This is a genomic window from Anabaena sp. UHCC 0451 (assembly GCF_034931405.1).
In the GTDB taxonomy this organism is placed as follows: Bacteria; Cyanobacteriota; Cyanobacteriia; order Cyanobacteriales; family Nostocaceae; genus RDYJ01.
Window position 1 is genome coordinate 30,961 of the sequence record NZ_JAYGHA010000037.1, and the last position, 22,895, is coordinate 53,855.

Annotated in this window: 19 protein-coding genes; 14 read left to right on the plus strand and 5 right to left on the minus strand. The window is 38.3% G+C overall.

All coding sequences use genetic code 11. The annotated features are described in order from the left end of the window. Nucleotides 1-105: 105 nt before the first annotated feature. From VB694_RS21775 to VB694_RS21825, 11 genes are all read left to right on the plus strand, one after another. Nucleotides 106-1,245, plus strand: a complete 1,140-nt coding sequence (locus tag VB694_RS21775) for a glycosyltransferase (RefSeq protein WP_323362428.1) — start codon at nucleotides 106-108, stop codon at nucleotides 1,243-1,245. A 74-nt stretch (nucleotides 1,246-1,319) separates the two neighbouring features. Continuing rightward, a complete protein-coding gene (locus tag VB694_RS21780; protein ID WP_323362429.1) occupies nucleotides 1,320-2,480 on the plus strand; it encodes a glycosyltransferase family 4 protein in 1,161 nt (386 codons plus the stop codon). Between the two features lie 18 nt (nucleotides 2,481-2,498). Further along, entirely contained in the window at nucleotides 2,499-4,448 is a 1,950-nt protein-coding gene (gene asnB / locus VB694_RS21785) for an asparagine synthase (glutamine-hydrolyzing) (RefSeq protein ID WP_323362430.1), read from the plus strand. A gap of 216 nt (nucleotides 4,449-4,664) precedes the next feature. Further along, nucleotides 4,665-6,302 carry a DUF4091 domain-containing protein gene (locus tag VB694_RS21790; RefSeq protein ID WP_323362431.1) on the plus strand — a complete coding sequence of 546 codons (1,638 nt, stop codon included), beginning with the start codon at nucleotides 4,665-4,667 and terminating at the stop codon, nucleotides 6,300-6,302. 269 nt (nucleotides 6,303-6,571) lie between these two features. After that, the gene (locus VB694_RS21795) at nucleotides 6,572-7,738 is read left to right on the plus strand and encodes a glycosyltransferase family 4 protein (protein WP_323362432.1); all 1,167 of its coding nucleotides are present in this window, start codon (nucleotides 6,572-6,574) and stop codon (nucleotides 7,736-7,738) included. Nucleotides 7,739-7,840: 102 nt separating this feature from the next. Next, a complete protein-coding gene (locus VB694_RS21800; protein WP_323362433.1) occupies nucleotides 7,841-8,530 on the plus strand; it encodes a sugar transferase in 690 nt (229 codons plus the stop codon). Between the two features lie 158 nt (nucleotides 8,531-8,688). Beyond that, complete coding sequence (locus VB694_RS21805; protein ID WP_323362434.1) at nucleotides 8,689-9,447, plus strand: phytanoyl-CoA dioxygenase family protein; 759 nt, start codon at nucleotides 8,689-8,691, stop codon at nucleotides 9,445-9,447. A 169-nt stretch (nucleotides 9,448-9,616) separates the two neighbouring features. Then, a complete protein-coding gene (locus VB694_RS21810) occupies nucleotides 9,617-10,318 on the plus strand; it encodes a WbqC family protein (protein ID WP_323362435.1) in 702 nt (233 codons plus the stop codon). Between the two features lie 163 nt (nucleotides 10,319-10,481). Further along, complete coding sequence (locus tag VB694_RS21815; RefSeq protein WP_323362436.1) at nucleotides 10,482-11,159, plus strand: PIG-L deacetylase family protein; 678 nt, start codon at nucleotides 10,482-10,484, stop codon at nucleotides 11,157-11,159. Nucleotides 11,160-11,206: 47 nt separating this feature from the next. Next, nucleotides 11,207-12,358, plus strand: coding sequence for a DegT/DnrJ/EryC1/StrS family aminotransferase (locus VB694_RS21820; RefSeq protein WP_323362437.1), 1,152 nt, complete (start codon nucleotides 11,207-11,209; stop codon nucleotides 12,356-12,358). Between the two features lie 233 nt (nucleotides 12,359-12,591). Further along, a complete protein-coding gene (locus tag VB694_RS21825; RefSeq protein ID WP_323362438.1) occupies nucleotides 12,592-13,983 on the plus strand; it encodes a GumC family protein in 1,392 nt (463 codons plus the stop codon). A 78-nt stretch (nucleotides 13,984-14,061) separates the two neighbouring features. On the opposite strand, the gene VB694_RS21830 is transcribed toward VB694_RS21825, so the two are convergent. After that, nucleotides 14,062-15,468, minus strand: coding sequence for an aminopeptidase P family protein (locus VB694_RS21830; protein WP_323362439.1), 1,407 nt, complete (start codon nucleotides 15,466-15,468; stop codon nucleotides 14,062-14,064). A gap of 185 nt (nucleotides 15,469-15,653) precedes the next feature. On the opposite strand from VB694_RS21830, the gene menH reads away from it, so the two are divergent. Further along, nucleotides 15,654-16,490, plus strand: coding sequence for a 2-succinyl-6-hydroxy-2,4-cyclohexadiene-1-carboxylate synthase (gene menH / locus VB694_RS21835; protein ID WP_323362440.1), 837 nt, complete (start codon nucleotides 15,654-15,656; stop codon nucleotides 16,488-16,490). Nucleotides 16,491-16,499: 9 nt separating this feature from the next. Here the strand turns inward: menH and VB694_RS21840 are convergent, their stop codons facing one another. Continuing rightward, complete coding sequence (locus VB694_RS21840) at nucleotides 16,500-17,231, minus strand: glycoside hydrolase family protein (RefSeq protein WP_323362441.1); 732 nt, start codon at nucleotides 17,229-17,231, stop codon at nucleotides 16,500-16,502. Between the two features lie 279 nt (nucleotides 17,232-17,510). Further along, nucleotides 17,511-18,173 carry an SDR family oxidoreductase gene (locus VB694_RS21845; RefSeq protein ID WP_323362442.1) on the minus strand — a complete coding sequence of 221 codons (663 nt, stop codon included), beginning with the start codon at nucleotides 18,171-18,173 and terminating at the stop codon, nucleotides 17,511-17,513. Nucleotides 18,174-18,352: 179 nt separating this feature from the next. Between VB694_RS21845 and VB694_RS21850 the strand changes: the two genes are divergently transcribed. Further along, nucleotides 18,353-19,012 (plus strand): DUF1997 domain-containing protein, encoded by a 660-nt coding sequence (locus tag VB694_RS21850; protein WP_323362443.1) that lies wholly within the window; start codon nucleotides 18,353-18,355, stop codon nucleotides 19,010-19,012. Nucleotides 19,013-19,096: 84 nt separating this feature from the next. Here VB694_RS21850 and VB694_RS21855 read toward each other — a convergent pair whose 3' ends face one another. Next, nucleotides 19,097-19,567, minus strand: coding sequence for a DUF4079 domain-containing protein (locus VB694_RS21855; protein WP_323362444.1), 471 nt, complete (start codon nucleotides 19,565-19,567; stop codon nucleotides 19,097-19,099). 155 nt (nucleotides 19,568-19,722) lie between these two features. Between VB694_RS21855 and VB694_RS21860 the strand changes: the two genes are divergently transcribed. Beyond that, a complete protein-coding gene (locus VB694_RS21860) occupies nucleotides 19,723-21,003 on the plus strand; it encodes an ankyrin repeat domain-containing protein (protein WP_323362445.1) in 1,281 nt (426 codons plus the stop codon). Between the two features lie 110 nt (nucleotides 21,004-21,113). On the opposite strand, the gene VB694_RS21865 is transcribed toward VB694_RS21860, so the two are convergent. Next, nucleotides 21,114-22,895, minus strand: a 1,782-nt coding sequence (locus tag VB694_RS21865; RefSeq protein ID WP_323362446.1) for a putative Ig domain-containing protein, incomplete at its 5' end; no start/stop codon positions are given.

The following is a 22,895-nucleotide window of genomic DNA, read 5'->3' on the forward strand; positions in this document are numbered from 1 at the left end:
TTTATAAAATATGGAATCTTTCTTTACCTACGGTATCCCTTTTTTAAATAATTTACAAAAACATATCACTTAAAATCGATTTGAATTATTGAATTACTAAACAAGATGAAAAAAAAGATAGTATTCCTCATTCGTGATCTTGGCTATGGCGGCGCTCAAAGACAATTAGTGACACTAATCAAAGATTTTGATAAAGAAAAATTTGATGTCACAGTTTTACACTTTTATTCTGATAGTCCTTTAGACAAGGAGCTAAAAGAAAGAAACATCCCAGTTATTTCTTTAGAAAAGCAGGGGCGTTGGGATTTAATAGGCTTTTTTTGGCGTTTAATTCGTTATCTGCAACAGATAAAACCCGATTTGTTGCATACATATATGGCAGGATCAAATATAGTTGCTATATTAGTGAGGCCATTTTTTCCAGCAACTCGAATTATTTGGGGAATTCGGATGTCTCATAAACCTGCCGATCTTACTGATTGGGTGGTGAATATGCTAGGCAAATTACATAATCTTTTATCTCATGCTGCTGACTTGATAATTGTCAATTCTCATGCAGGTAAAGAGGATTATGTGAAATCTGGATTTCCGGTTGAGAAAATGGTCGTAGTTTCTAATGGAATTGACACTGAACGGTTTCAACCTGACCGAGAAGCTGGTGTCAAAGTCCGATTAGAGTGGGGGATTTTAGAAAACCAGATTTTAATTGGTTTAGTGGGGCGAATGTATCCGCAGAAAGATCATCCTAATTTCCTCAAGGCAGCAGCACTACTTTCTCAAGAGTACCAAGATGTATATTTTGTCTGTGTGGGTACTGGACCAGATCAAAATTACATTCAAGAAATATATCAAATCGCGGAAGAATTAGGTATCTCAAAAAGGGTGATTTGGCCAGGAGTGCTTGGGGATATGCGGGCGGTTCAAAATGCTCTTGATATTGCTGTTTCTGCTTCTGCTTTTGGGGAAGGTTTCGGTAATACTATCGGAGAGGCAATGGCTTGTGGTGTGCTATGTGTGGTTACAGATGTAGGAGACTCAGCCTGGATTGTTGGTGATACGGGTGTAGTTGTCCCACCTCATAATTCAGAAGCTTTAGCTGCCGGAATTAAGAAATTAATTGAATTAAATTATGACGAGAAAACAGCCCTCCAAGAAAAGGCTAGAAGAAAAATTGTTGAATGTTTTAGTGTTGATAACTTGGTAGCCACGACCATATCACATTGTTTGCAAACTTTAAATAATTAGGATCATAAAATCACTTTCATCACTACTTTTATTTGGATTTGGTTACATTTTTTAGGTTAATAATTAATGCACAAATGAATAACAAAACTGACAAAATTTTGATCTGTCACTTAATTACAGGGCTTAATACTGGTGGGGCTGAAAGAATGCTCTATAACCTTTTATCTAAAAGTAATCGAGAGCTTTTTAGCCCGATTGTCATTTCTCTAATGGATCGTGGTACATTCGGCGATCGCATTGAAAGCTTAGGTATTCCTGTACATTCAATCGGCATGAAGCAAGGAATACCAACACCTGCTACATTATTGCGATTAGTTCAGACTATACGTTGTTTAAAACCAGATGTAATTCAAGGGTGGATGTATCACGGTAATCTTGCAGCTTTCCTAGCGGGTTTATTTTTATCACCAAAAGTTCCTGTTTTTTGGAGTATCCACTTTTCTATTAGTTCATTAAATTCTGAAAAATTGATGACACAGGCAGTAATTAGAGTCGGCGCAAATATTTCTCATTTTGTATCTCAAAATATATTTGTATCAAAAAATAGTAGAATCCAGCATGAACAAATTGGATATTCATCTACAAATAGTTGTGTGATTCCCAATGCAACTGATACTTCAGTTTTCAAACCATCTCAGGAAGCAAGACTAAAATTAAGAACCGATTTAGGATTAGCAAAAGAAACAATTTTAATTGGAATTTTTGCCCGTTATCACCCAATGAAAGATCATGCTAATTTTCTCCAATCCGCGAAATTATTACATCAGAAATTTTCCCCAGTTCACTTTCTACTTGCAGGATGCAACATAGATGAAAAAAATAAAAACTTGCAAAACTTAATTCAAGAAGTAGGCATTGTTTCCCAAGTTCATTTACTGGGAGAACGCCAAGATATTCCCTACATTGCCTCTGCATTAGATATTTTTTCTCTTTCCTCTGCGTATGGTGAAGCATTCCCGTTAGTTATAGGAGAAGCAATGTCTTGTGGTGTTCCCTGTGTAGTTACAGATGTTGGTGATTCGGCTTGGATTGTTGGTGATACTGGAAAAGTTGTACCGCCACAAAATCCGCAGTTATTAGCTAATGCTTTTCAAGAATTAATAGATTTAGGATCTCAGGGTAGAGAAATATTAGGAAAAGCAGCCAGAGAAAGAGTGATAAATTTATTTTCTCTAGATTCAGTTGTGCCTCAATACGAAAGTTTCTATGAAAATTTGTTGCCTTCTCAAAAATAAAACTAGAGATTAATAATCATGTGTGGTATTACTGGTTTTTGGGACATATCTAGACAAATAAGTAATGATAACCTGCCGATAATTGTGCAGCAAATGTCAAAGTCATTAATTCATCGCGGTCCTGATGATGGTGGAAGTTGGGTTGATAGAGAGGTGGGAATTGCACTAGGACACCGCCGCTTATCTATAGTAGACCTTTCACCACAAGGACATCAACCGATGATATCTGCTGATGGTCGGTATGTAATTGTTTTTAATGGTGAAATTTATAATTTCCCGGAATTAAGAAAGCAGTTACAAAGTGTTGGATATAGTTTTCGCGGTCATTCTGATACAGAAATAATGTTGGCTAGTTTCTGTGAATGGGGAGTTTTAGAAGCAACCAAACGATTTAATGGAATGTTTGCTTTTGCACTGTGGGATCGTCAAGAACGGGTTTTACATTTAGGACGCGATCGCATTGGCGAAAAGCCACTATATTATGGTTGGTGCGATAATACTTTTATATTTGCCTCAGAATTAAAAGCTTTCAAAGTTCATCCCCATTTTCAGCCAGAAATCAACCGTGATGCTTTGGCTTTATTCCTGCGTTTTTCCTATATTCCTGCACCTTATTCCATCTATCAAGGCATCTATAAATTACCACCTGCAACTCTCCTGAGTTGGAATAGCAAAACGATTGATCCTCAGCCAGTACCCTATTGGTCGGCAAAAATGGCCGCAGAATCAGGTGTTGCTTATCCCTTCACAGGGTCAGAAAATGAAGCTACAGTAAATTTAGAGGCATTACTAAAAGATGCCGTAGGAATGCGAATGCTCGCAGATGTTCCTTTAGGTGCATTTCTTTCGGGAGGGATAGACTCTTCTACAATTGTGGCTTTGATGCAGGCTCAAAGTCAGCAAAGAGTGAAAACTTTTAGCATCGGGTTTCACGAACAAGATTACAATGAAGCTCAATATGCTAAAGCTGTGGCACAGTATTTGGGTACTGACCATACAGAACTTTATGTAACCTCAAAAGAAGCACTAGTAGTTATACCCAAACTACCAAGTTTATATGATGAGCCATTTTCCGATTCTTCCCAAATTCCCACATTTTTAGTATCTCAACTTGCCAGAAATTATGTTACAGTCGCCCTTTCTGGTGATGGGGGTGATGAATTATTTGCTGGATATAATCGCTATTTTTGGGGACGCACTATTTGGCAGAAAATAGGCTGGATACCGAAAGTAGTTCGTCATTCTACAGCCAAAGCTTTAATAAGTATTTCCCCCCAGACTTGGAATCAAAGTTTTGCGGCTGTAAATGCTATATTACCAGCAAAGCTCAAAGTAGCAGCTTCCGGTGATAAATTACATAAGTTAGCAAGTGTCTTACCATTTCCCAATCCTGATCTTATCTATGCGGCTTTGGTATCCCATTGGCAAGCACCAGAAGAAATTGTCATAGGTAGTTCCGAACTCAGCACAGTTTTGAGCAATCAGAATTTGTTGGACAGCCTATCAGATTTCACAGAACGCATGATGTACTTGGATTTAATCAGCTACTTACCAGATGACATATTGACAAAAATAGATCGCGCCAGTATGGGTGTAAGTCTTGAAAGTCGCATACCTTTTTTAGATCATCGGGTTGTGGAATTTGCTTGGCAAATCCCCTTATCAATGAAAATACGTGGTAATCAAGGTAAGTGGTTATTAAGACAAGTTTTGTATAGGTACGTACCCAAGGAACTAATCGAGCGCCCAAAAATGGGCTTTGGTATTCCCATTGATAGTTGGTTGCGTGGACCTTTACGGGAATGGGCAGAAGATTTGCTTAATGAGTCTCGATTACGACAGGAAGGATTTTTTAATCCTCGACCAATTCGCCAAAAGTGGGACGAACACCAACGTGGCAAATTCAATTGGCAATATTATCTCTGGGATGTACTGATGTTCCAGGCATGGTTAGAGGTCAACCATTAAGTTGTTTTGCTCACTTTTTATGAATATATTTAAGTAAGTCGGCTCGAAAAAACCAAGGTATGTAACAAAATGTAAAATCTCTGAAAGTCTCTTCCCTCTTGCCTTTTGCCTCTTGCCTCTTGCCTTGCCATAACGACAATTTTCAACGCCTACCTACTTAGCATTCCTTTTTAATTGTGAATAAGCACAAAGATATTTGAATCAGGAGAACTTGAAATGTATTTGATTTCTAAGGAGAAGAAAAGATTTATTCAGAAGTCGAAGATTATCATCTGGATTTTGGGGATATTAGTGACTTTATTTGCTTTTTCAAGTGTAGGTATATTAGCGAATAATTCCTCTTCAAAATTTCCCATTATATGGGTGATATCAGCATTGGAAAGAATAGAAAAAACAGAGCAACCAAGAAGCACAAATGAAATTCAGCTTTATGCTGCTCGTGGGGAATACGAACCCTTTCAGATTGGCATTCGCGCACCAAATAGTGATCTGACAAATGTGAATATTTCTTTCTCAGACTTATCCAATCAAAACAATCAAGTAATTCCCAAGACGAATATTACACTCTATCGCGAACATTACGTTTATGTCAGCCATTCCAGTCCTAATGAGAAAGGCAGTACCAACCCACCCCTTGGCCAGGGATGGTATGCCGATGGACTGATTCCGTTTGTTAATCCTGACACCCAAGCAGATATTACAGGTGCTGAGTTAGACGCAGTTCCATTCAACCTCCAAGCTGGCCATAACCAACCTATTTGGGTAGACGTGTTCGTACCGCGTGATGCTAAATCTGGGCAATACCAGGGGATATTTACAGTTACTAGTGACCAAGGAATCAGCACAGGTAAAATCCTCTTAAAAGTTTGGGATTTCGAGTTGCCTCTAAAACCATCACTCAATTCAGAGTTTGAGTTCTATGAACATGAAGATAAAAACGACATGATAGAACTTCTCAAACATAAGATAATGCCTAAGGCACATTACAATCCAGTATATGAACGCGAACTGATTGAACAGTGGGGACTCACCTCCCATCGTCTTCCCTTTTGGAGTGGAGCTAATATCGATAATTGTTCAATGAAATCACCTCCTTCTGTAGATGAAATCCGCCAAGTTGCTGTTAAGCATCAATCCGATCTCTTTTTGTATGCTAGGTATGCCGATGAGATTGATAAATGCTCAAATCTAATTAAATCAGTGAAGCAGTGGTCTCGAAATTTTCACAAAGCAGGTATCTCAACTGCTATAGCAATGACCCCAACCCCTTCTCTTTACAATGATGGTTCTAAAACTGGGCGTTCAGCTGTAGACATTTGGGCGGTATTACCAACAATGTACGATGCAGTTCCTAAGCGAATAGCTGAGGTTCTGCAAAAAGGAGACAAAGTTTGGTTTTATAACGCTCTGGTACAAGATGGTTACTCTCCTAAATGGCAAATAGACTTTAAACCAATAAATTACAGAATTCCCCACGGTTTTATTAATCAAAGTCTTGGGCTAACAGGAGTGTTATACTGGCGCGTTGATTTATGGACAAAAAATCCCTGGGAAGACGTTAAAACTTATTTTGACAATAACAACTACTATCCTGGTGACGGAATGTTGGTTTATCCTGGTAAACAGGTAGGAATTAAAGGAGTTGTCCCTTCCATGAGGCTTAAGTGGATCAGAGAAGGGGTAGAGGATTACGAATATATCGAAATACTTAAACATCTTGGTCGTAAAAATTGGGCATTAACAGTCAGTCAAAATGTAGGTCTTGATTGGAAGAATTGGACACAAGATCCAACCATCCTTGAATCAGCCCGACGGCGATTAGGCGAGGAAATAGAAAGACTTTCTAGACAATAAAGATTGCAGACCGAGGTTGTAAAAATTCTCTTTCCAAAGATTTATTTTTAGCAAAAAACCCTGGTTGTTATTAAGAAGAATCTGCCATCATGGCTACCATTAACCAATAATAATGCTAAATTACTTAAAGAGTTAAATAACAATAAAAATTGTCGCCAAAATATTACTATCTCGGCTACCGATTGCACCAGGATTCTGGAAAAAAGTGAGCCTATTTGAACAAGGGCTAATTTCTGAAGATCAAATATATTTCTCTTGGTTGGAGTAATTTGAACAAAGTAAAATTTGGATCGCCTACTGTTTGGCAAATTGGGGGCGAAGATATCCGTCTTCGCATTCCTCTACTTTTAGCACTTCGAGATAGAGGATTTAATGTTGGCGCTGTTGGGTCTGAAGATGGAAATACTTTTGCAAAACATCAGATTCCATATTTTCAATACACTTTGCATCGGGGAATAAATCCTTGGGCTGATATGCACACTCGCACCCAACTTTTCCGTTTATTTAGTCAATATCAGCCAGATATTATTCATGGTTTTGATACTAAACCAGCCATGATTGCCCCTATTGTGGCAATGAAAGCCGGAATTCCAGGGCGTGTACGGACAATAACTGGAATGGGCTATGTCTTTTCTTCTCAATCCACCTTAGCACTTGCCCTTAGACCTATATATCGTCACCTCCAGCGTCAGGCTGCGGTAGCAACTGGGATCACCATCTTTCAAAACAATGATGATCGCCAATATTTTCACAATCACAATATGGTAAAGGATGGTCGGGATGATTTAGTTTTGGGATCAGGTATTGATGTAGAAGGATTGATCAAACAACGTCCTCAATCAGAACAACTTGCAGAAATACGAAGAGATTTAGGACTGGAAGGACAACTTGTGGTAACAATGATCTCTCGTCTTGTTGTCTGTAAAGGGGTAAGAGAATATCTTCAAGCAGCTAAGATAGTCTGTGAGCAGATGAAAAATGTCACGTTTCTCTTGGTTGGTCCTTTGGCTTCGGAAGGAAATCAAGCCATATCAATGCAAGAAGTTAAAAAGCAAGCAGAGATTGTTCGCTATCTTGGACCTCGTAATGATATCTCCACTCTCTTGAGTTTAACTGATCTATTTGTATTACCTAGTTATTACCGTGAGGGTGTTCCCAGGGTGTTGTTAGAGGCTGCAACGATGGAACTCCCTTTAATTACAACTGATATGCCTGGTTGTAAGGAGGTTGTGCGAGATGGCTGGAATGGTTTACTAATTCCTCCCAAAGATGCCAAAGCTTTGGCTACAGCAATTTTGGAACTTCTAAGTTCTCCAGAACAAAGAACCTTAATGGGAAAACGAAGTAGATTACACGTCCAGAAACACTTTGGTCTTGACCAAGTAGCAGATGCCTATGCAGATATCTATCACCGTCTTTTAACTCAACCAAGTTGAGCCTTGGGAAAGTAAAAATTTTTGTTTACTTAAATCCAATCAAGATCAACATATTTGTCCTAAATTCAATAGTTTTGAAACCTAGTCAGCTAGGAGAATTTTGTGAATAATCAAAAGGTTATCAAACGTCTATTCGATATTGCTTTTGCTAGTTTTGTACTCTTCATAACTTCTCCACTGATATTACTCGGTGCTTTGACAGTAAAGTTAACTTCTCCAGGTCAAGCTTTTTACAAAGCTAAACGGGCTGGATTAGCAGGTAAGCCATTTTATATGTTTAAGCTTCGTACCATGTTCGTCAACACTGACACACCTAATCAAAAGATTACAGAAGAAGGAGACAGCCGGATCACACCTATGGGAAGAATACTGCGTAAACTCAAGATTGATGAATTTCCTCAGTTTTGGAATGTGCTAATTGGAGAGATGTCAATTGTCGGTCCTATACGCCCAATAGAATGGGATCTTGTCGATAAATATTTCACACCTAAACAAAGGTTGACTCTCGAAAATATTTTCCAAATTCGTCCAGGAATCGTCTGTCCCGCTGATTTGGAATGGTACCCAGACTTAACCTATCACGATCCACCATCTGGAAATGTAAGCATTCAAGAATGGTATCTCCAGCGACATCTTCCAGTCCAGTTGACTGAGGGAATACGTTATCTGGAACTGCAAAGTCTACTTCTCGACTTGAAAGTAATTGCAAAAACCATATTTTGTTTATTAGTTTACTCCTGGTTTCCACCTAAAAAACAACCACCTACTTTTGAACAGCAAGAGTTAGCTTAGGTGATTTCTGAAAAAGTTAGGACTTACGCAAGTGTCACACCAAAAATCTGTTGTAGGGTGCGTCAGACTGCATAAATACTGTAAATAAATATTTCATCCTACTGAATTTTATTGAACAGTACAATCCCTTCTCAATTATTTTTTTATGGAGTTTCAATATGAATATTTTAAATGTTCTTCGTTCAGATTTTGATTGTTTTACTAATATCAAATCTTCTTTAGAAGATGATGGTTTTTTTATCAAGCGCCAGGCAATTTCTGAAACAACAATGAGTGCTATACGCGAGTCATTGGCTAATCTTATTCGTCCTGAAAGTAAGAAAGATGAATCAATTTTTGATACAATTACCCGCTTACACTTGGAGGGTGATGGGATATTATATCGGCTGCACACCTTAAGCACCAATCTAACAGTAATGAATACGCTGCGTGAAGAATGTGCGCGATGGGTAGAACTAATTTTAGGGTCTGATCATCCCATAATTGACGTAAATTCACATATTATTTTTTCCATTCCTAATGATACGCGCTCGATGTGGAGTTGGCATCAAGAAAGTACCTATGATTTTTTAGAAGAGGCAACTGGTTTAAATTTTTGTGTCCCCATTTTTGAGCAGGCCAGTCAAGAGAATGGAACGATGAGTATTCTTAGGGGTAGTCACAAGCTTGGTAAGTTGCCATTTGAAAAGCAAATTGCCTTAAACGGATCTACAACTCTATTACCCAAAGGTATGGAAACAATTCTCGCGGATTATGAAGAGATCCATTTTATAGCTGATCCTGGAGATATGATTGGATTTCATCGTGATATAGTTCATCGCTCAAATACAAATTCTTCAACCAGACCAAGGATCACTGCGGTAGTTCAATTTGCAGTAATTGATCGTATTCCTGACTCATTAGAAAAACCCTATTAATGTGATTTAATGAAATTGAAACCACTGTTTACCATCACGCACAAGTTAAATTCACGCTTAGTTTTTCAAGGATAAAACGCTGATTTTGGGTGAAATATTTGAATCCGATTTTTAGCGATCGCATAAAAACAAAATACTCAAATCCCTAATTTTATCGAGCAGGTGTTTAATGTCTGTTTGTGTTATTAGCCAGCCACGGTTTTTTCCTGGACTTCATTATCTTCACCGCATGATGGTAGCAGATGTATTTGTCATTTTTAACACGGTGCAATTTAACCCCCGTCACGAGGAAAACCGAGCGAAATTAAAGACTAATAAAGGAACACAGTGGCTGACTGTGCCGATGCTTCAAGTTAGTAGAGAACAACTAATTTGTGATACCTATCTCAATCAGAATCAACCTTGGCAGTCTAAAGCAGAAGGAATTCTCAAGGCTCTCTACGGTAAAATGCCATATTACAAAACTTATGCACCGGAGATATTGAGTATTCTGGAAAAACCCTATAAAAGCTTAACTGAGCTTAATCTTGCTTCGTGGCAACCTGCGTTAAGACTGCTAGGAATTACTTGCCAGTTTGTTTTAGCTTCGGAAATACCAGTAACAGGTAAGGGACCTAAACTACTACTAGACATTTGTAAATATCTTGGCTTAGATACATACCTATCTGGTGGATTTGGTCAGGATTATCTCGATGTTACAGAATTTTTAGACCAAGGGGTTGAAGTTAAATTTCATGAATATGAGTATCCTATTTATAAACAAACATACGGCGACTTTATCCCATTTCTTAGCTATCTTGATATGCTCTTCAATGTTGATTTAAAACCTGACACAATCATGGCTGGTGGCAAAATTATTTCACCTAATTAATGGGATTTTTGTCAGAATTCAGGTGAGGCGATCAGATCCCCGACTTCTTTTGTTTATTGTGTCCATAAATGATAAATTGATGATCTGTTGAAGTCGGGGATCTGGGTATGAACGATTGCTATAGCTGAATATTTACGGATTTTATTGCTCAAAAGTTTGAAAAATGCCAAAACAAATTCTAGTTATTTCTGCACATCCAGATGATGAAATTTTGGGACTTGGTGGTACTATTGCTCGGTACATTCATCAAGGTGAAAAAGTTGTCATAGCATTCGTAGCTGATAGCGGCAAGGCAAGGTATGAGGATGAAACAATAAGTTTAGTCAAAAGTTGTACTATTGAAGCTGCGAGCAATGTGGGAATTGCGAAAACTGATATCCGATTTGCTGGTTTAGCCGATCAAATACTAGACACTTTGCCGATTATTAAAATTACACAATGGATTGAGGAAGTCGTACAAGAAATTAAGCCACAAATTATCTATACTCACCACCGTGGAGATATTAATCGAGATCATCAGATTGTGCATGAAGCAACTTTAACGGCTGCCCGTCCCTACAGTACATCATTTGTGGAACGTATTCTCTGTTATGAGACTCCATCAGCAACTGAATGGGCTGGACCTTATGTTGAAAATTACTTTGTTCCCAATGTTTTTGTAGATATTTCATCTCATTTAGAAAACAAATTGAGCGCGATGTCAGCATATAAAACTGAACTACGCCCTTTTCCCCATCCGCGTTCTCTGGAAGCTTTACGTACTCGTGCTGCTTACTGGGGCAGCATCATTGGTGTTACTGCTGCCGAGCCATTTATGTTAGTGCGTGAGATTCAACGGTAAATAAGTGTATAAAAAGTGTATAAAATTAGCTGAAGAAAAATAAAAAAATGAATGAATTTATCCCTTTTGCTCTACCAGATATTGGTGAAGAAGAAATTGCTGAAGTTGTTGATTCCCTGCGTTCTGGCTGGCTGACGACTGGACCAAAAACCAAACGCTTTGAGCAGGATTTTGGGGAATTTTTGGGTTATGGTGTAGAAGCGATCGCTGTCAATTCCGCTACATCTGGATTGCATCTGGCTTTGGAAGCAATAGGAATTGGTCCAGGAGATGAAGTTATTACTACAGTCCATACTTTCACTGCTACAGCAGAAGTCATTCGTTACTTGGGAGCAAATCCGGTTTTTGTTGATATTGATTTGGCGACGATGAATATTGATGTTAGCAAAATTGAGGCGGCTATTACTCCTCGGACTAAGGCTATTATACCCGTCCATTTTGGCGGACTTGCTTGTGATATGGAGGCAATTTTAAAGATTGCCCAAAAGTATCAATTAAAAGTAGTTGAAGATGCTGCTCATGCTATTCCCACAACCTATCAAGGTCAACTCATTGGTAGCTTAAATAGTGATGTCACAGTCTATAGTTTTTATGCCACTAAAACTATTGCCACAGGTGAAGGAGGGATGTTAGTAACTCGTAACCCCGAAATCGCTCAAAGATGCCGAATCATGCGATTACATGGCATCAATCGAGACGCGTTTGACCGCTACACCTCAACTAAACCTTCATGGTACTACGAGGTAGTTGCACCAGGATTTAAATATAATATGACAGATGTAGCTGCTTCCTTGGGTATACATCAATTGCAGAAAGTCTGGGAACTACAAAAACAGCGAAATGCGATCGCCAATTATTATAATTTAGAACTAGCAAACTTGCCTTTACATTTACCAGCACAACCTCTTCATCAAGATACTCACTCTTGGCATCTCTATGTAATTCGTTTAGATGACTCGGTAAAAGTTAGCCGCAATACCTTTATTGAAAAAATGGCTGTTCAAGGAATTGGTTGTAGTGTCCACTATATCCCTCTACATTTACAACCTTATTGGCGTGAGATTTATAATCTCCGAACAGAACAATTTCCTTGTGCCTCCTATGCCTATGAACACATAGTTAGTCTACCAATCTACACAAGAATGACCGCATTAGATCAAACTCACGTCATTGAAATGATCAACAAAATTTTGAATTGAATGATTTATATATCTTAGGTGATAAAAAATTTATTTAATTGCATTTTTCCTAGAACACTAATTTCCATTACCGCATTTTTAACACAAAATCATTTTTTATCTACAACGATATCACTTCCTAGAATATGAACTCAAACTGGTTGCATAAGGCTTTACAAAAAAGCGCCAATTTTGATAAATTATCTAAATCAGATTCTAGATTGATTATTGGTCACTAATTGAGAGTTAATAATATGGTTATGGAAGCACAAGAATCTATTATAACTTTTGATGATTATGTGCAAATTATCAAGCGTCGTTGGCTACCAGGATTACGGGTATTTGTGCCAATGATGCTGATATCTCTACTCATAGTATCTTTTAAAAAACCTACTTATGTAGCCGAAGGTAAATTGGAATTTCACAGAAAAAATACCCTATCTTCATTAACCGGAGTCGGAACAGAGTTAGGTAAATTAGAATCACTTTTACAAGATACAAATAATCCTTTAAATACAGAAGCTGAAGTGATACGTTCCACTCCTATTGTCCAGAAGACTATAGAGAAACTTAACTTAAAAAACGACAAAGGTGTCGCTATAACAACCAAAGCTTTTCTAGAAAATCTGACAGTAAGTAATATTCAGAAAACTGATATCTTAAAAATATCTTATCAAGATAAAAACCCTGATAGAGCCGCACAAGTTGTTAATACTTTGATGGATATATATTTAGAATACAATATATCTTCGCCCCAAAATGAAGCGGTTGCTGCCCGTAAGTTTTTACAACAACAAATACCCAATGCTGAATTAATTGTTAGCAAAGTAGAATCTGAACTTCGGAACTTTAAAGAAAAAAACAGAGTGATTGCTTTGGAAATAGAAGCTAATAAAGCAGTAGAAATTATATCTGATTTGCAAAAGCAAATTGGTGATACCCAAGCTCAATTAGCTAATATTAGTAGTCAGTCTTTAGCTATTAGTCAACAATTAAATATGACTCCCAAGGAAGCTATATTGATGACTTCTATCAACCAATCTCCCGGAGTGCAAGATATTCTCAAAGAAATTCAGCAGTTAGAGTCCAAAATTGCTATTAGACGGGCTATTCTACAGGACAATCATCCTGAAATTCTCGCCTTAAAACAACAATTGTCAGCTTTAAATAAGATATGGCAAAACAGAATTATTCAGATTACTGGAACTACTCAAAATCTCATCAATCGTAAACAGCAAATCGGAGCATTACAACAGCAACTCACAGCAAAATTTATGGAATTAGAGTCAATTAGCATGGGTCTAAATAGTGAATTATTGACTCTTTACAAGTTACAAAATGCCTACAGAATACGCCTGCAAAATATTCCTCAATTAGAGCAAAAACAACGGGAAATAGAACGCAAACTACAAGCGGCTCAATCGACATATTCACTGTTACTACAAAAGCTTCAAGAAAGCCGAGTCGCTGAAAATCAGAACTTAGGTAACGCCACTAAAATATCTAACGCTCAAGTTCCTGATGAACCTAGTTATTCGGTTGTAATTTATTATTTGAGTGCTGTTTTACTGAGTATTTTAGCCACCTTTGCTACAGTTTATATTTTGGAAATAAAAGATAAATCTATCAAGTCATTGAAAAGTTAAGTCGGGAATATTTTTTATCAACAAGCTTGTAGATAATTATTGTTAAATCTCAGAAAAATCAGCCACAATTAACTTAACTTAACTTAAATTTTGTTTTGTTTGTTTGGTTTTCTCTGACATGACTAAATCTTCTATATCATTAGCTTGATTAGGTAATGCGGCTGTTAATACTTCACTTCCAGATTCTGTTACCAAAACATCATCTTCGATTCTAATTCCTCGCACATCTGCAAATTTTTGTAACCGTTCCCAATTAACTATATATTGATATTGATCACGAATTTTGGGATCATGTAAAATTCCCGGAACTTGATAAAATCCCGGTTCAATTGTCACCAACATTCCCGCACGCAAAGGACGATTTAAACGCAGATAACTTAACCCAAAACGGTCACTTCTTTTTCTTCCTTCCTCATACCCAGCTAAATCTCCCAAATCTTCCATATCATGCACATCTAAACCCAATAAATGCCCAATTCCGTGGGGGAAAAACAGCGCATGAATATCCATTTTTACCAAATCTTCGGGCTTACCTTGCAAAATTCCCAAATCTACCAAACCTTCAGCAATAATCATGGCAGCCACAAGATGAATATCCCCATATTCCACACCAGGGACTATCTTTTCAATACAAGCATCATGTGCCGCTAAAACAATATCATAAATATCCTTTTGAGTAGGCGAAAACTTACCAGAAACAGGCCAAGTACGCGTAATATCAGCCGCCCAACCCGTTTCTGTTTCCGCACCCACATCAACTAAAAGTAAATCTCCTGGTTGTAGCGCATTGTAATAATGTCCATTATGTAAAACTTCACCATGTACAGTTACGATGCTTGTATAAGCAGTGGTCATATTCTGACCCATAATTACTGCTTCCATTGCAGCACGGACTTCTGCTTCTCGTCTCGATTTACCAGTTTCAGCCATTCCCTTCTTGTGTGCTTCCACACTCACCACTGCCGCCTTGCGTAATTCCACTAACGCCGCTTCATCGTGAATAATACGCAAGCAAACAATCGCCTTAGCTAAATCTAAATCAATACCCTCAAGTTGATTTTTCGGTAAAATCCACCTATCTAATAATTGTGATTGCTGAGTCCAGGTAGCCGCATCTTGAACGGAAACAGTAGCAGCATTTTCCAAATAATCTTCTAATTCTGCCATCGGCCTAGCATCATCAGCACCGATTCTAGTGGCTATTTCCTCACGAGTGGGCGTTTCTCCATGCCAAAGGGCGCTGCTAGGGTGAGGTTCATCTATAAATAACTGTAGATTCCCCCCTTCTAGGCGAATAGCGGCATTTTGTAGAGGAATTCCGCCAAAATAGAGAAAATGACTATTTGCGCGAAATGGGAAGGTATTAGCGGGGAAGTTGCGGGAACTGCTACCACCAGACCAAAGCACAGCAGGAACATCAATTAATCCTGCTAATTTTTGACGACGGTGACGGAGAGTTTCTGAGAGAGAAGTGGAAGTGTACATAAATTATCAATTAGGTATGATCTCGTAATCTTGGTTCTTATTAAATTTAAATTAACCACTCATTTAAGCAAGAACTACTTAAAAAGATTATTACATATTTCAGTATTTGTCCGTTTTCGGAATCAGTAAAATAAATGCTATTTTATGCCTATATTCAATCTTAAAGAATTTCTAATTAATGTTATATGAATTCTCCCGAAATTACTCTACCAGAACAAAACTATAATTTCCATTATTCTTTTACTAAGAATCTAGACAAACCAGTTATCCTTTTTTTACATGGCTTCATGGGTAATATTGAAGAATTCGATGCAGCAATAAAATTACTAGATAATGATTTTTCTTATCTTACTCTAGATTTACCAGGACATGGTAAAACTCAAGTTTTAGGAGGTGATGAATACTATAAAATTGAATCAACAGCCCAAGGTATCATTAACTTATTAGATAACTTAAATATCCAAAAATGCTTTTTAGTTGGGTATTCAATGGGAGGAAGATTAGCATTATATCTTACTTTGTATTTCCCTGAAAGATTTATCAAAGTTGTATTAGAATCAGCATCCCCAGGATTACCAACAAATGCAGAAAGATTAGCCAGAATTAAAAGTGATTATCAAATTACCTGCAAATTAATCAGGATAATTGATGAAAATGAATTTCATACTTTTTTGAACAATTGGTATAATCTGCCAATTTTCGGTAATATCAAAAATCATCCAGCATATCAAAGAATGCTAGAAAGTCGTTTAACCAATAATCCTCTAGAACTAGGAAAATCACTACAATTTATGGGTACTGGATACCAGCCTTCTTTGTGGGATAAAATTGAAGAAAATCAACTACCTTTACTTTTATTAGTTGGTGAATTTGATGAAAAATTCGTCAATATTAATACAGCAATCTCCTATAGAACTGAGTTAGCCAAACTCCAAATAATTAAACAAGCTGGACATAATACTCACTTAGAAAATACATGGGCATTTGTGGAAAATCTCCGCAAATTTTTCGCGAATTTTTGATTTAGCAATTTAATTGGGAGTTTTTTCTGGCGATTTTAATTGATTTACAGAATCGGCAGATGGTGCAGAAGTATCTGGTTTTGGTTGATTAAATTCTGCTAATTCTTCTTGCAAAAGCTGCTGATAAACTTGAGGTAAAAAGCGAGTATTAGAGTTAGTTTCTATCCCATATCCTAAACTTGTCCAAGTGGGGGAAAGTCGCCGTAAAACTTCAGTTAATTTTTTTTGACGCAGCAGTTGAGAAATATCAACTCCCCAAACTTTTGCATCATTCAACCAACGGTAAACCACTACATCTTGATACTCAGCTTCAAAACTGTAATTGTTCCAGAACATCAACTGCGAAGGATGGGGATGATAACGGGGCGCAATTTCAAACCAAGTAGTATTAATAATTTGATATCTACCCGCAGCTGTAGAACAATTACCTGTATTTGGTCCGGTGACAATGGTGACGCATATCTGAGGGTGACGACTGAGATCATTAATCTGTTGACCACCATATAATAGAGAGTAAGGACGCTTACTATTAGCCTCACTAAAAGAAATAGTCCGCATCAAAGCACGGATGTAAGGATCTCCCTTTGTCATGACTAAAGGAGGTTGTTTTCTCTCAAATACGGGATCATAAGTTGAAGTCCGCAAATTTCCAAAAATGTACCATTGAAAAAAATACACAAAGCCCAGAAGTGCTGCTACCGGACCAATTAATTTTTCTACGCCTTTAAGTTTAAAATTCATTAGTTATTAGTTGTAGGGGCGAAGCATTCGGAAAATAAACTGGGGAAAAAACCGATAAATTATCGACCGAATGCTTCGCCCCTACTGGGGAAAAACCGATAAATTATCGCCCGAATGCTGATGCTTCCAGCACGCTTCGCGAACGCCCCTACTGGGGAAAAAACCGATAAATTATCGCCCGAATGCTGATGCTTCCAGCACGCTTCGCGAACGCCCCTACTGGGGAAAAACCGATAAATTATCGCCCGAATGCTTCGCCCCTAAATTGTTCCCGAATTACTAATTACTAATTTCTTGAAACAATTCCTGGAAGCTTTTTTGAGTAGCTTCAGGTTTAGCGACAATTTCGACAATTTTATTACGTGCAGCAGGTTCAAACAAGGACTCGATACAAACTTGAGCCACTTTTTGCCGGGGGATGCTACCATCAAATAAAGTATCAGCGTCTTGCATAACTATAACATCAGAATTATCTTCATTTTTCAGCCCTCCTGGCCGCACAATTGTATAAGTTAGTCCACTTTTCTGAATGTATTCTTCAGCTTGTTTTTTCCAAACTAAAATTAACCAAAACAAGTTAAGCGGATGAAAAAACTGGGAAACACACAAAGAAGAAACTAAGATAAAATGCTCGATTTGTTTGGCTTTAGCTGCTTCTACTAAATTTTTTGTACCTTCAAAATCTACTTTATATGGACCTGTTGGCTCAAAACTGGGTTTTGCACCTGTGGCGCACAGGACTACGGTACTATCACCTAAGGCCGCATTTAAGCTTTCTGGGGCTAAAACATCGCCTACAACTAATTCAACTTCAGGAGGGAGGATAGCTTGAGCTTTTTGCTGGTCTCGTACCAAGGCGCGAACGGGAATATTCCTAGCTACTAATTCTTGTACTATGCGACGACCTGTTTCACCTGTTGCTCCTGCTACAAATGCTTTCATGATTAAGGTTATGCTGGGAAACTAATATGTGCTGGTTTCGTTCTCTATTGTAGTGATTCTGTGGAGTTGATGACAGATTTTTAATGTTTTCATGAAATTTACATTTTTGTGTGAAAAAATACTCCTTAGCTGGGAATCATTAGTATAGACAAACTTTTAAATATACAAAAAACTTACTTATGGTAGCAAACAACTGGGAATTTCAACCTCTGGAAAGAAATGAATCAATTCTACCAACGGGTTCAAGCGTAACCGTAGATGAATCTCAATCGAAAGAAACTCATCGAGGACTAAGTAAGTTCTATAGTCATCATGAAGACTGTATGGAAATGTACGCCCCTCATGATGCGGTGGCTAAATACCTTAATTCTCATTCTTTATGGTTTGTGCGTTGTGCTGAACCCATGACGGTGCAACCTTTGGGTAAAAATGGTTATGCTTTGGTAATTGGTCGGTTTGGCTCTTTTGGTTATGAAGTTGAGCCGAAAATTGGTTTAGAATTGTTAGACCCAAATGATGGAAAATACCATATTCGGACAATTCCTATCCCAGATTATCAAGCTCCTGGTTATGATGTGGAATATAACGCAACAATGCACTTAGTCGAAGGTGCTGCTGAAATCACGAGGGTAGAATGGGAATTAGATTTGATGGTTGAGCTTCATTTTCCCAGATTTATTCAGCGTTTACCACATTCTTTAATTCAATCTACAGGCGATCGCTTACTTAATCAAATTGTTCGTCAAGTCTCCCGTCGTTTAACCCGCAAAGTTCAGGAAGATTTTCATCAGTCTCTCAACATTCCCTTTCCTGGTACTTCTCAAAAAAAGCATCATTAGCATCATTAGTAGGGGCGAAGCATTCGGAAGATAAACGTGGGGAAAAACCGATAAATTATCGCCCGAATGCTTCGCCCCTACTACCTACGCTTTCGTGAGAATTCTGAGAACAATTTCTACACCTGAAAAAGCTTGCCAAATAAATAGTCCTAAAATTCCAAAATTTAGCACAATATGAGTTGCACGCGCCCAATTTGCGCCTTTTTGCATAAAGGGAGATAGGGACGCGGAAAATGCTATCAAGCCTGTCATCCCTAAACCAGCTAATAGGTGAGGTCCAACAAACAATTTACCGTTATTGATGTAAGTGACAGCCATACCACCAATTGAACCTGCTACCATCAAAGCTAAAAGAATAGAGCCAATTTGGTGATGTTTAATTGTATATTTACCTTTAATCAGTTCTTTCTTTTCTTCACCCTGGGCATTTCTGGTACGCTGTACTTGCAAACCCAAGTAAGTAGCATACAGTGAAAGTGCTAATAGTATCCACATCATGGCTGGGTGAAAGAAGTTCAACCCATATTTCACTTCTGGAGAAAGTTCTAGACTCATCGCCTGGTTATCCAAATTATTAAATCTTAATAAAACTTAGCATAAATTGATTCAGGACTGTTCTTTCTTCTTATCTATTGCCAAAGTGCTGAAACCATTTCAGACTAAATTTTGAGGCTAAATTCAGGAATATCTACCAGTGCGGAAGTTTTCTTATGACTGAAAATAATGATAATCTACTCAAAGCAGCAAAAAGTGGCGATATTAAGCAGCTGCGTGAACTATTAGGAACTGGTGCTAAAGTGGATGCGTGCGATGGTAATGGCACTACAGCATTAATGTTTGCAGCTAATTTAGGTTATACAGAAATTGTGCGATCGCTCTTGGATTTTGGCGCTAATATCAATTTACCTAGAAAAATATATCGTTTAACAGCTTTAATGCTCGCCGCTAGTAATAATCAAGTTGATATTATCAAACTTTTAATCTCTAGAGGTGCAGATATCAATGCCATTAATGAAGATGGCAGTACCGCTTTAATGGTCGCCGCCCAAAAAGGTCATCTCGATGTTGTGCAAATCCTCTTAACTGCGGGTGCTGATGCCAATATTGCCGACAAAGATGATGATACTGCGCTAAAACTAGCTATTAAACAAGGCTACACAGCAGTTGTTAAAGCAATACTACAAAATGGTGATTTTGTCAATACCCCAGATGCTGAAGGTGAAACACCTTTAATGATAGCTACAGACTTGGGATATTTAGATGTAGTCCAAACACTATTGTCTCATGGGGCTGATGCTAACTTCAAAAACCCTGATGGTGGTACTGCACTGTTAGCAGCCGCAGCCGCAGGTGATAGTAATATGGTTGCAGCTTTATTAAATGCAGGTGCAGAAATTAATCATCAAGACAAAGAAGGTGAAACAGCCTTGCACTGTGCCGTTGTCGAAGACCATCTTGAGACAGTAAAAATATTAATCCAGTGTGGTGCAGATGTGCAACTGAGAAATCATCTGGGTGATACACCGCTATTAATAGCAGCATTTCAGGGATATAGTGAAATAGTTGCAGCTTTACTGGCTTCTGGGGCAAATATGGACAAGAAAAACTTTGGTGAAGTTGCCCTGACTTTAGCAGTATCTCAAGGACACACCCAGACCGTAAAAATATTACTTGATTATGGTGCTAATATCAACGCCTTAGCAGATGATGGTAAAACCGCTTTAGTCAAAGCCATAGTAGATAACCATCCAGATATATTCAAGTTGCTGTTAGAAACAGGTGCAGATGTAAATTTTCCAGACCCAGTTGGGGCAACAGCTTTAATGTGGGCTACTGCTGAGGGTTATACTCAAGCAGTGCAGATGTTAATTACAGCCGGGGCAGATGTAAATTTAAAAAATCAAGGTGGTTATACAGCGTTGATGATTGCAGAATTTAATAGTTATCGCACAATTGCCAAGATTTTAGGACAAGCTGGGGCGCAGGAGTGATAAATTGTATTTCTAGCGGGATGGTGATCGGAAAAAACGGACATGACTAAATTTGTTTTTCCTGTGATTAAGATTTTGATCACAGGAAAAATTGATGACTAAATACTGGATTAAGTCACAATAATATCTGTACTGCTGAGAGATGCCCGATTAGAAAACATTGCTATCTGAATTTGTGTATTACCACCAAATCCATCAGCATCAAAGAAAAGTTGGCCTTTTCTTTGATCGTATATAAAGCGATCGCTGCCTAAGATAGCACTAGAACCAAGTCTAAACACAGCAGAGTCAAGAGTCCCTAATTCTTGATTGAGTGCAAATTCTGACTTAGAAATCAAGATAGTATCACCAACAGCGAAGTCAGTAATAGTATCAAACTCTCCAGCTTGGGCATTATTTAGTGTAAAGCGATCGCTACCAATTCCACCAGTTAGCCTGTCTGTACCAACACCACCTATCAGCAGATCATCACCTCTACCACCATAGAGATAGTCATTACCAACTCCACCATAGAGGGTATCGTCACCTCTGCGACCATAGAGTTTATCATCACTATCTCCACCATCCAAAATATTAGCAGCCTTGTTTCCATGGATGGTATTGTCAAGACTGTTACCTGTACCGTTAATTGCGTCATCACCAATCAGGAACAGACGTTCTAAATTGTCTCCCAATACCCAACTGACAGCGGCTTTGACAGTATCAATACCTGCATTCTCAATTTCTGCAATCGTGTCTCCCAAACTGCGGACAACGTAAATATCATTACCATTCCCACCATTGAGGGTATCATTACCATTCCCACCATTGAGGATATCATTACCATTCCCACCATTGAGGATATCGTCACCTCTACCACCATTGAGGATATCGTCACCTCTACCACCATTGAGGGTATCGTCACCATCCCCACCATTGAGGGTATCATCACCCCTACGACCATAGAGGCGATCATTACCTTTCCATCCAAAAATGCTATCTTTGCTACTAGTTCCTCTCAGGTGATCTGCACCTGATTTACCATGAATCGGGTTTTTGATTACCAATTTAAACACATCACTGATAGCCAGCCCAGCACTATCTGTAGCTGTAACTTTAATCTTGAAATTACCCACATCCTGATTTGCAGGAATGCCACTAAAAGAGTTGGTTGTAGCCGTGAAAGTTAACCAACTGGGCAGAGGATCACCATTTTCCAAAGTCGCAGTATAAATCAGACTGTCTCCCGCATCTATATCTGTGAAGGTGTCAGATGGAAGAGTAAAACTGAAGTCCTTGTTGGCGATCGCTTTTTGGTCAACAATGAGATTAGCAACCGTTGGCGCACTATTAATGCTAATTGATCCTGAATCAACTGTAATAGATCCGCCGGAAGATAAAGTGCGAATCAGTTCCATTTTGTCAATGGGTTTTCCCATATAGTAAATAAATCCCCCGTTGCCAAAATCATTGACTTTCACGGGATTGCCATCAGTGTCAATCTTCCACAACTGATAACCGTTACTACCATCATAAGCCGTAAAGTAAAGTGTACCATCAATATTGGTGAGGTTATAAGGATATAATCTCCCCATCTGCTGATTGATATCGCTGACTAATACTGGTGTGCCATCAGTGCCAATCTTCCACAACTCAGTCCCATTAATACCATCATTAGCTGAGAAATAAAGTGTGCCATTGATGTCAGTTAGGTTATAGGGATTGGAACTTCCTGCACCGACATTAATATCAAACTTTACAGGGTTTCCTTCGCTGTCAATCTTCCACAACTCAGTGCCATTAACATCGTCATAACCTGTAAAGTAAAGTGTATCATTAACATTCGTCAGGTTGTAAGGATTGGAACTTCCTGCACCGACATTGATATCGAACTTTACAGGGTTTCCTTCGCT

Coding starts and splice junctions, on each gene's coding strand:
- VB694_RS21775 (WP_323362428.1), top strand. CDS start 106: ATGAAAAAAAAGATAGTATTCCTCATTCGTGATCTTGGCTATGGCGGC.
- VB694_RS21780 (WP_323362429.1), top strand. CDS start 1,320: ATGAATAACAAAACTGACAAAATTTTGATCTGTCACTTAATTACAGGG.
- asnB (WP_323362430.1), top strand. CDS start 2,499: ATGTGTGGTATTACTGGTTTTTGGGACATATCTAGACAAATAAGTAAT.
- VB694_RS21790 (WP_323362431.1), top strand. CDS start 4,665: ATGTATTTGATTTCTAAGGAGAAGAAAAGATTTATTCAGAAGTCGAAG.
- VB694_RS21805 (WP_323362434.1), top strand. CDS start 8,689: ATGAATATTTTAAATGTTCTTCGTTCAGATTTTGATTGTTTTACTAAT.
- VB694_RS21810 (WP_323362435.1), top strand. CDS start 9,617: ATGTCTGTTTGTGTTATTAGCCAGCCACGGTTTTTTCCTGGACTTCAT.
- VB694_RS21815 (WP_323362436.1), top strand. CDS start 10,482: ATGCCAAAACAAATTCTAGTTATTTCTGCACATCCAGATGATGAAATT.
- VB694_RS21820 (WP_323362437.1), top strand. CDS start 11,207: ATGAATGAATTTATCCCTTTTGCTCTACCAGATATTGGTGAAGAAGAA.
- VB694_RS21825 (WP_323362438.1), top strand. CDS start 12,592: ATGGTTATGGAAGCACAAGAATCTATTATAACTTTTGATGATTATGTG.
- VB694_RS21830 (WP_323362439.1), bottom strand. CDS start 15,468: ATGTACACTTCCACTTCTCTCTCAGAAACTCTCCGTCACCGTCGTCAA.
- menH (WP_323362440.1), top strand. CDS start 15,654: ATGAATTCTCCCGAAATTACTCTACCAGAACAAAACTATAATTTCCAT.
- VB694_RS21840 (WP_323362441.1), bottom strand. CDS start 17,231: ATGAATTTTAAACTTAAAGGCGTAGAAAAATTAATTGGTCCGGTAGCA.
- VB694_RS21845 (WP_323362442.1), bottom strand. CDS start 18,173: ATGAAAGCATTTGTAGCAGGAGCAACAGGTGAAACAGGTCGTCGCATA.
- VB694_RS21850 (WP_323362443.1), top strand. CDS start 18,353: ATGGTAGCAAACAACTGGGAATTTCAACCTCTGGAAAGAAATGAATCA.
- VB694_RS21855 (WP_323362444.1), bottom strand. CDS start 19,567: ATGAGTCTAGAACTTTCTCCAGAAGTGAAATATGGGTTGAACTTCTTT.
- VB694_RS21860 (WP_323362445.1), top strand. CDS start 19,723: ATGACTGAAAATAATGATAATCTACTCAAAGCAGCAAAAAGTGGCGAT.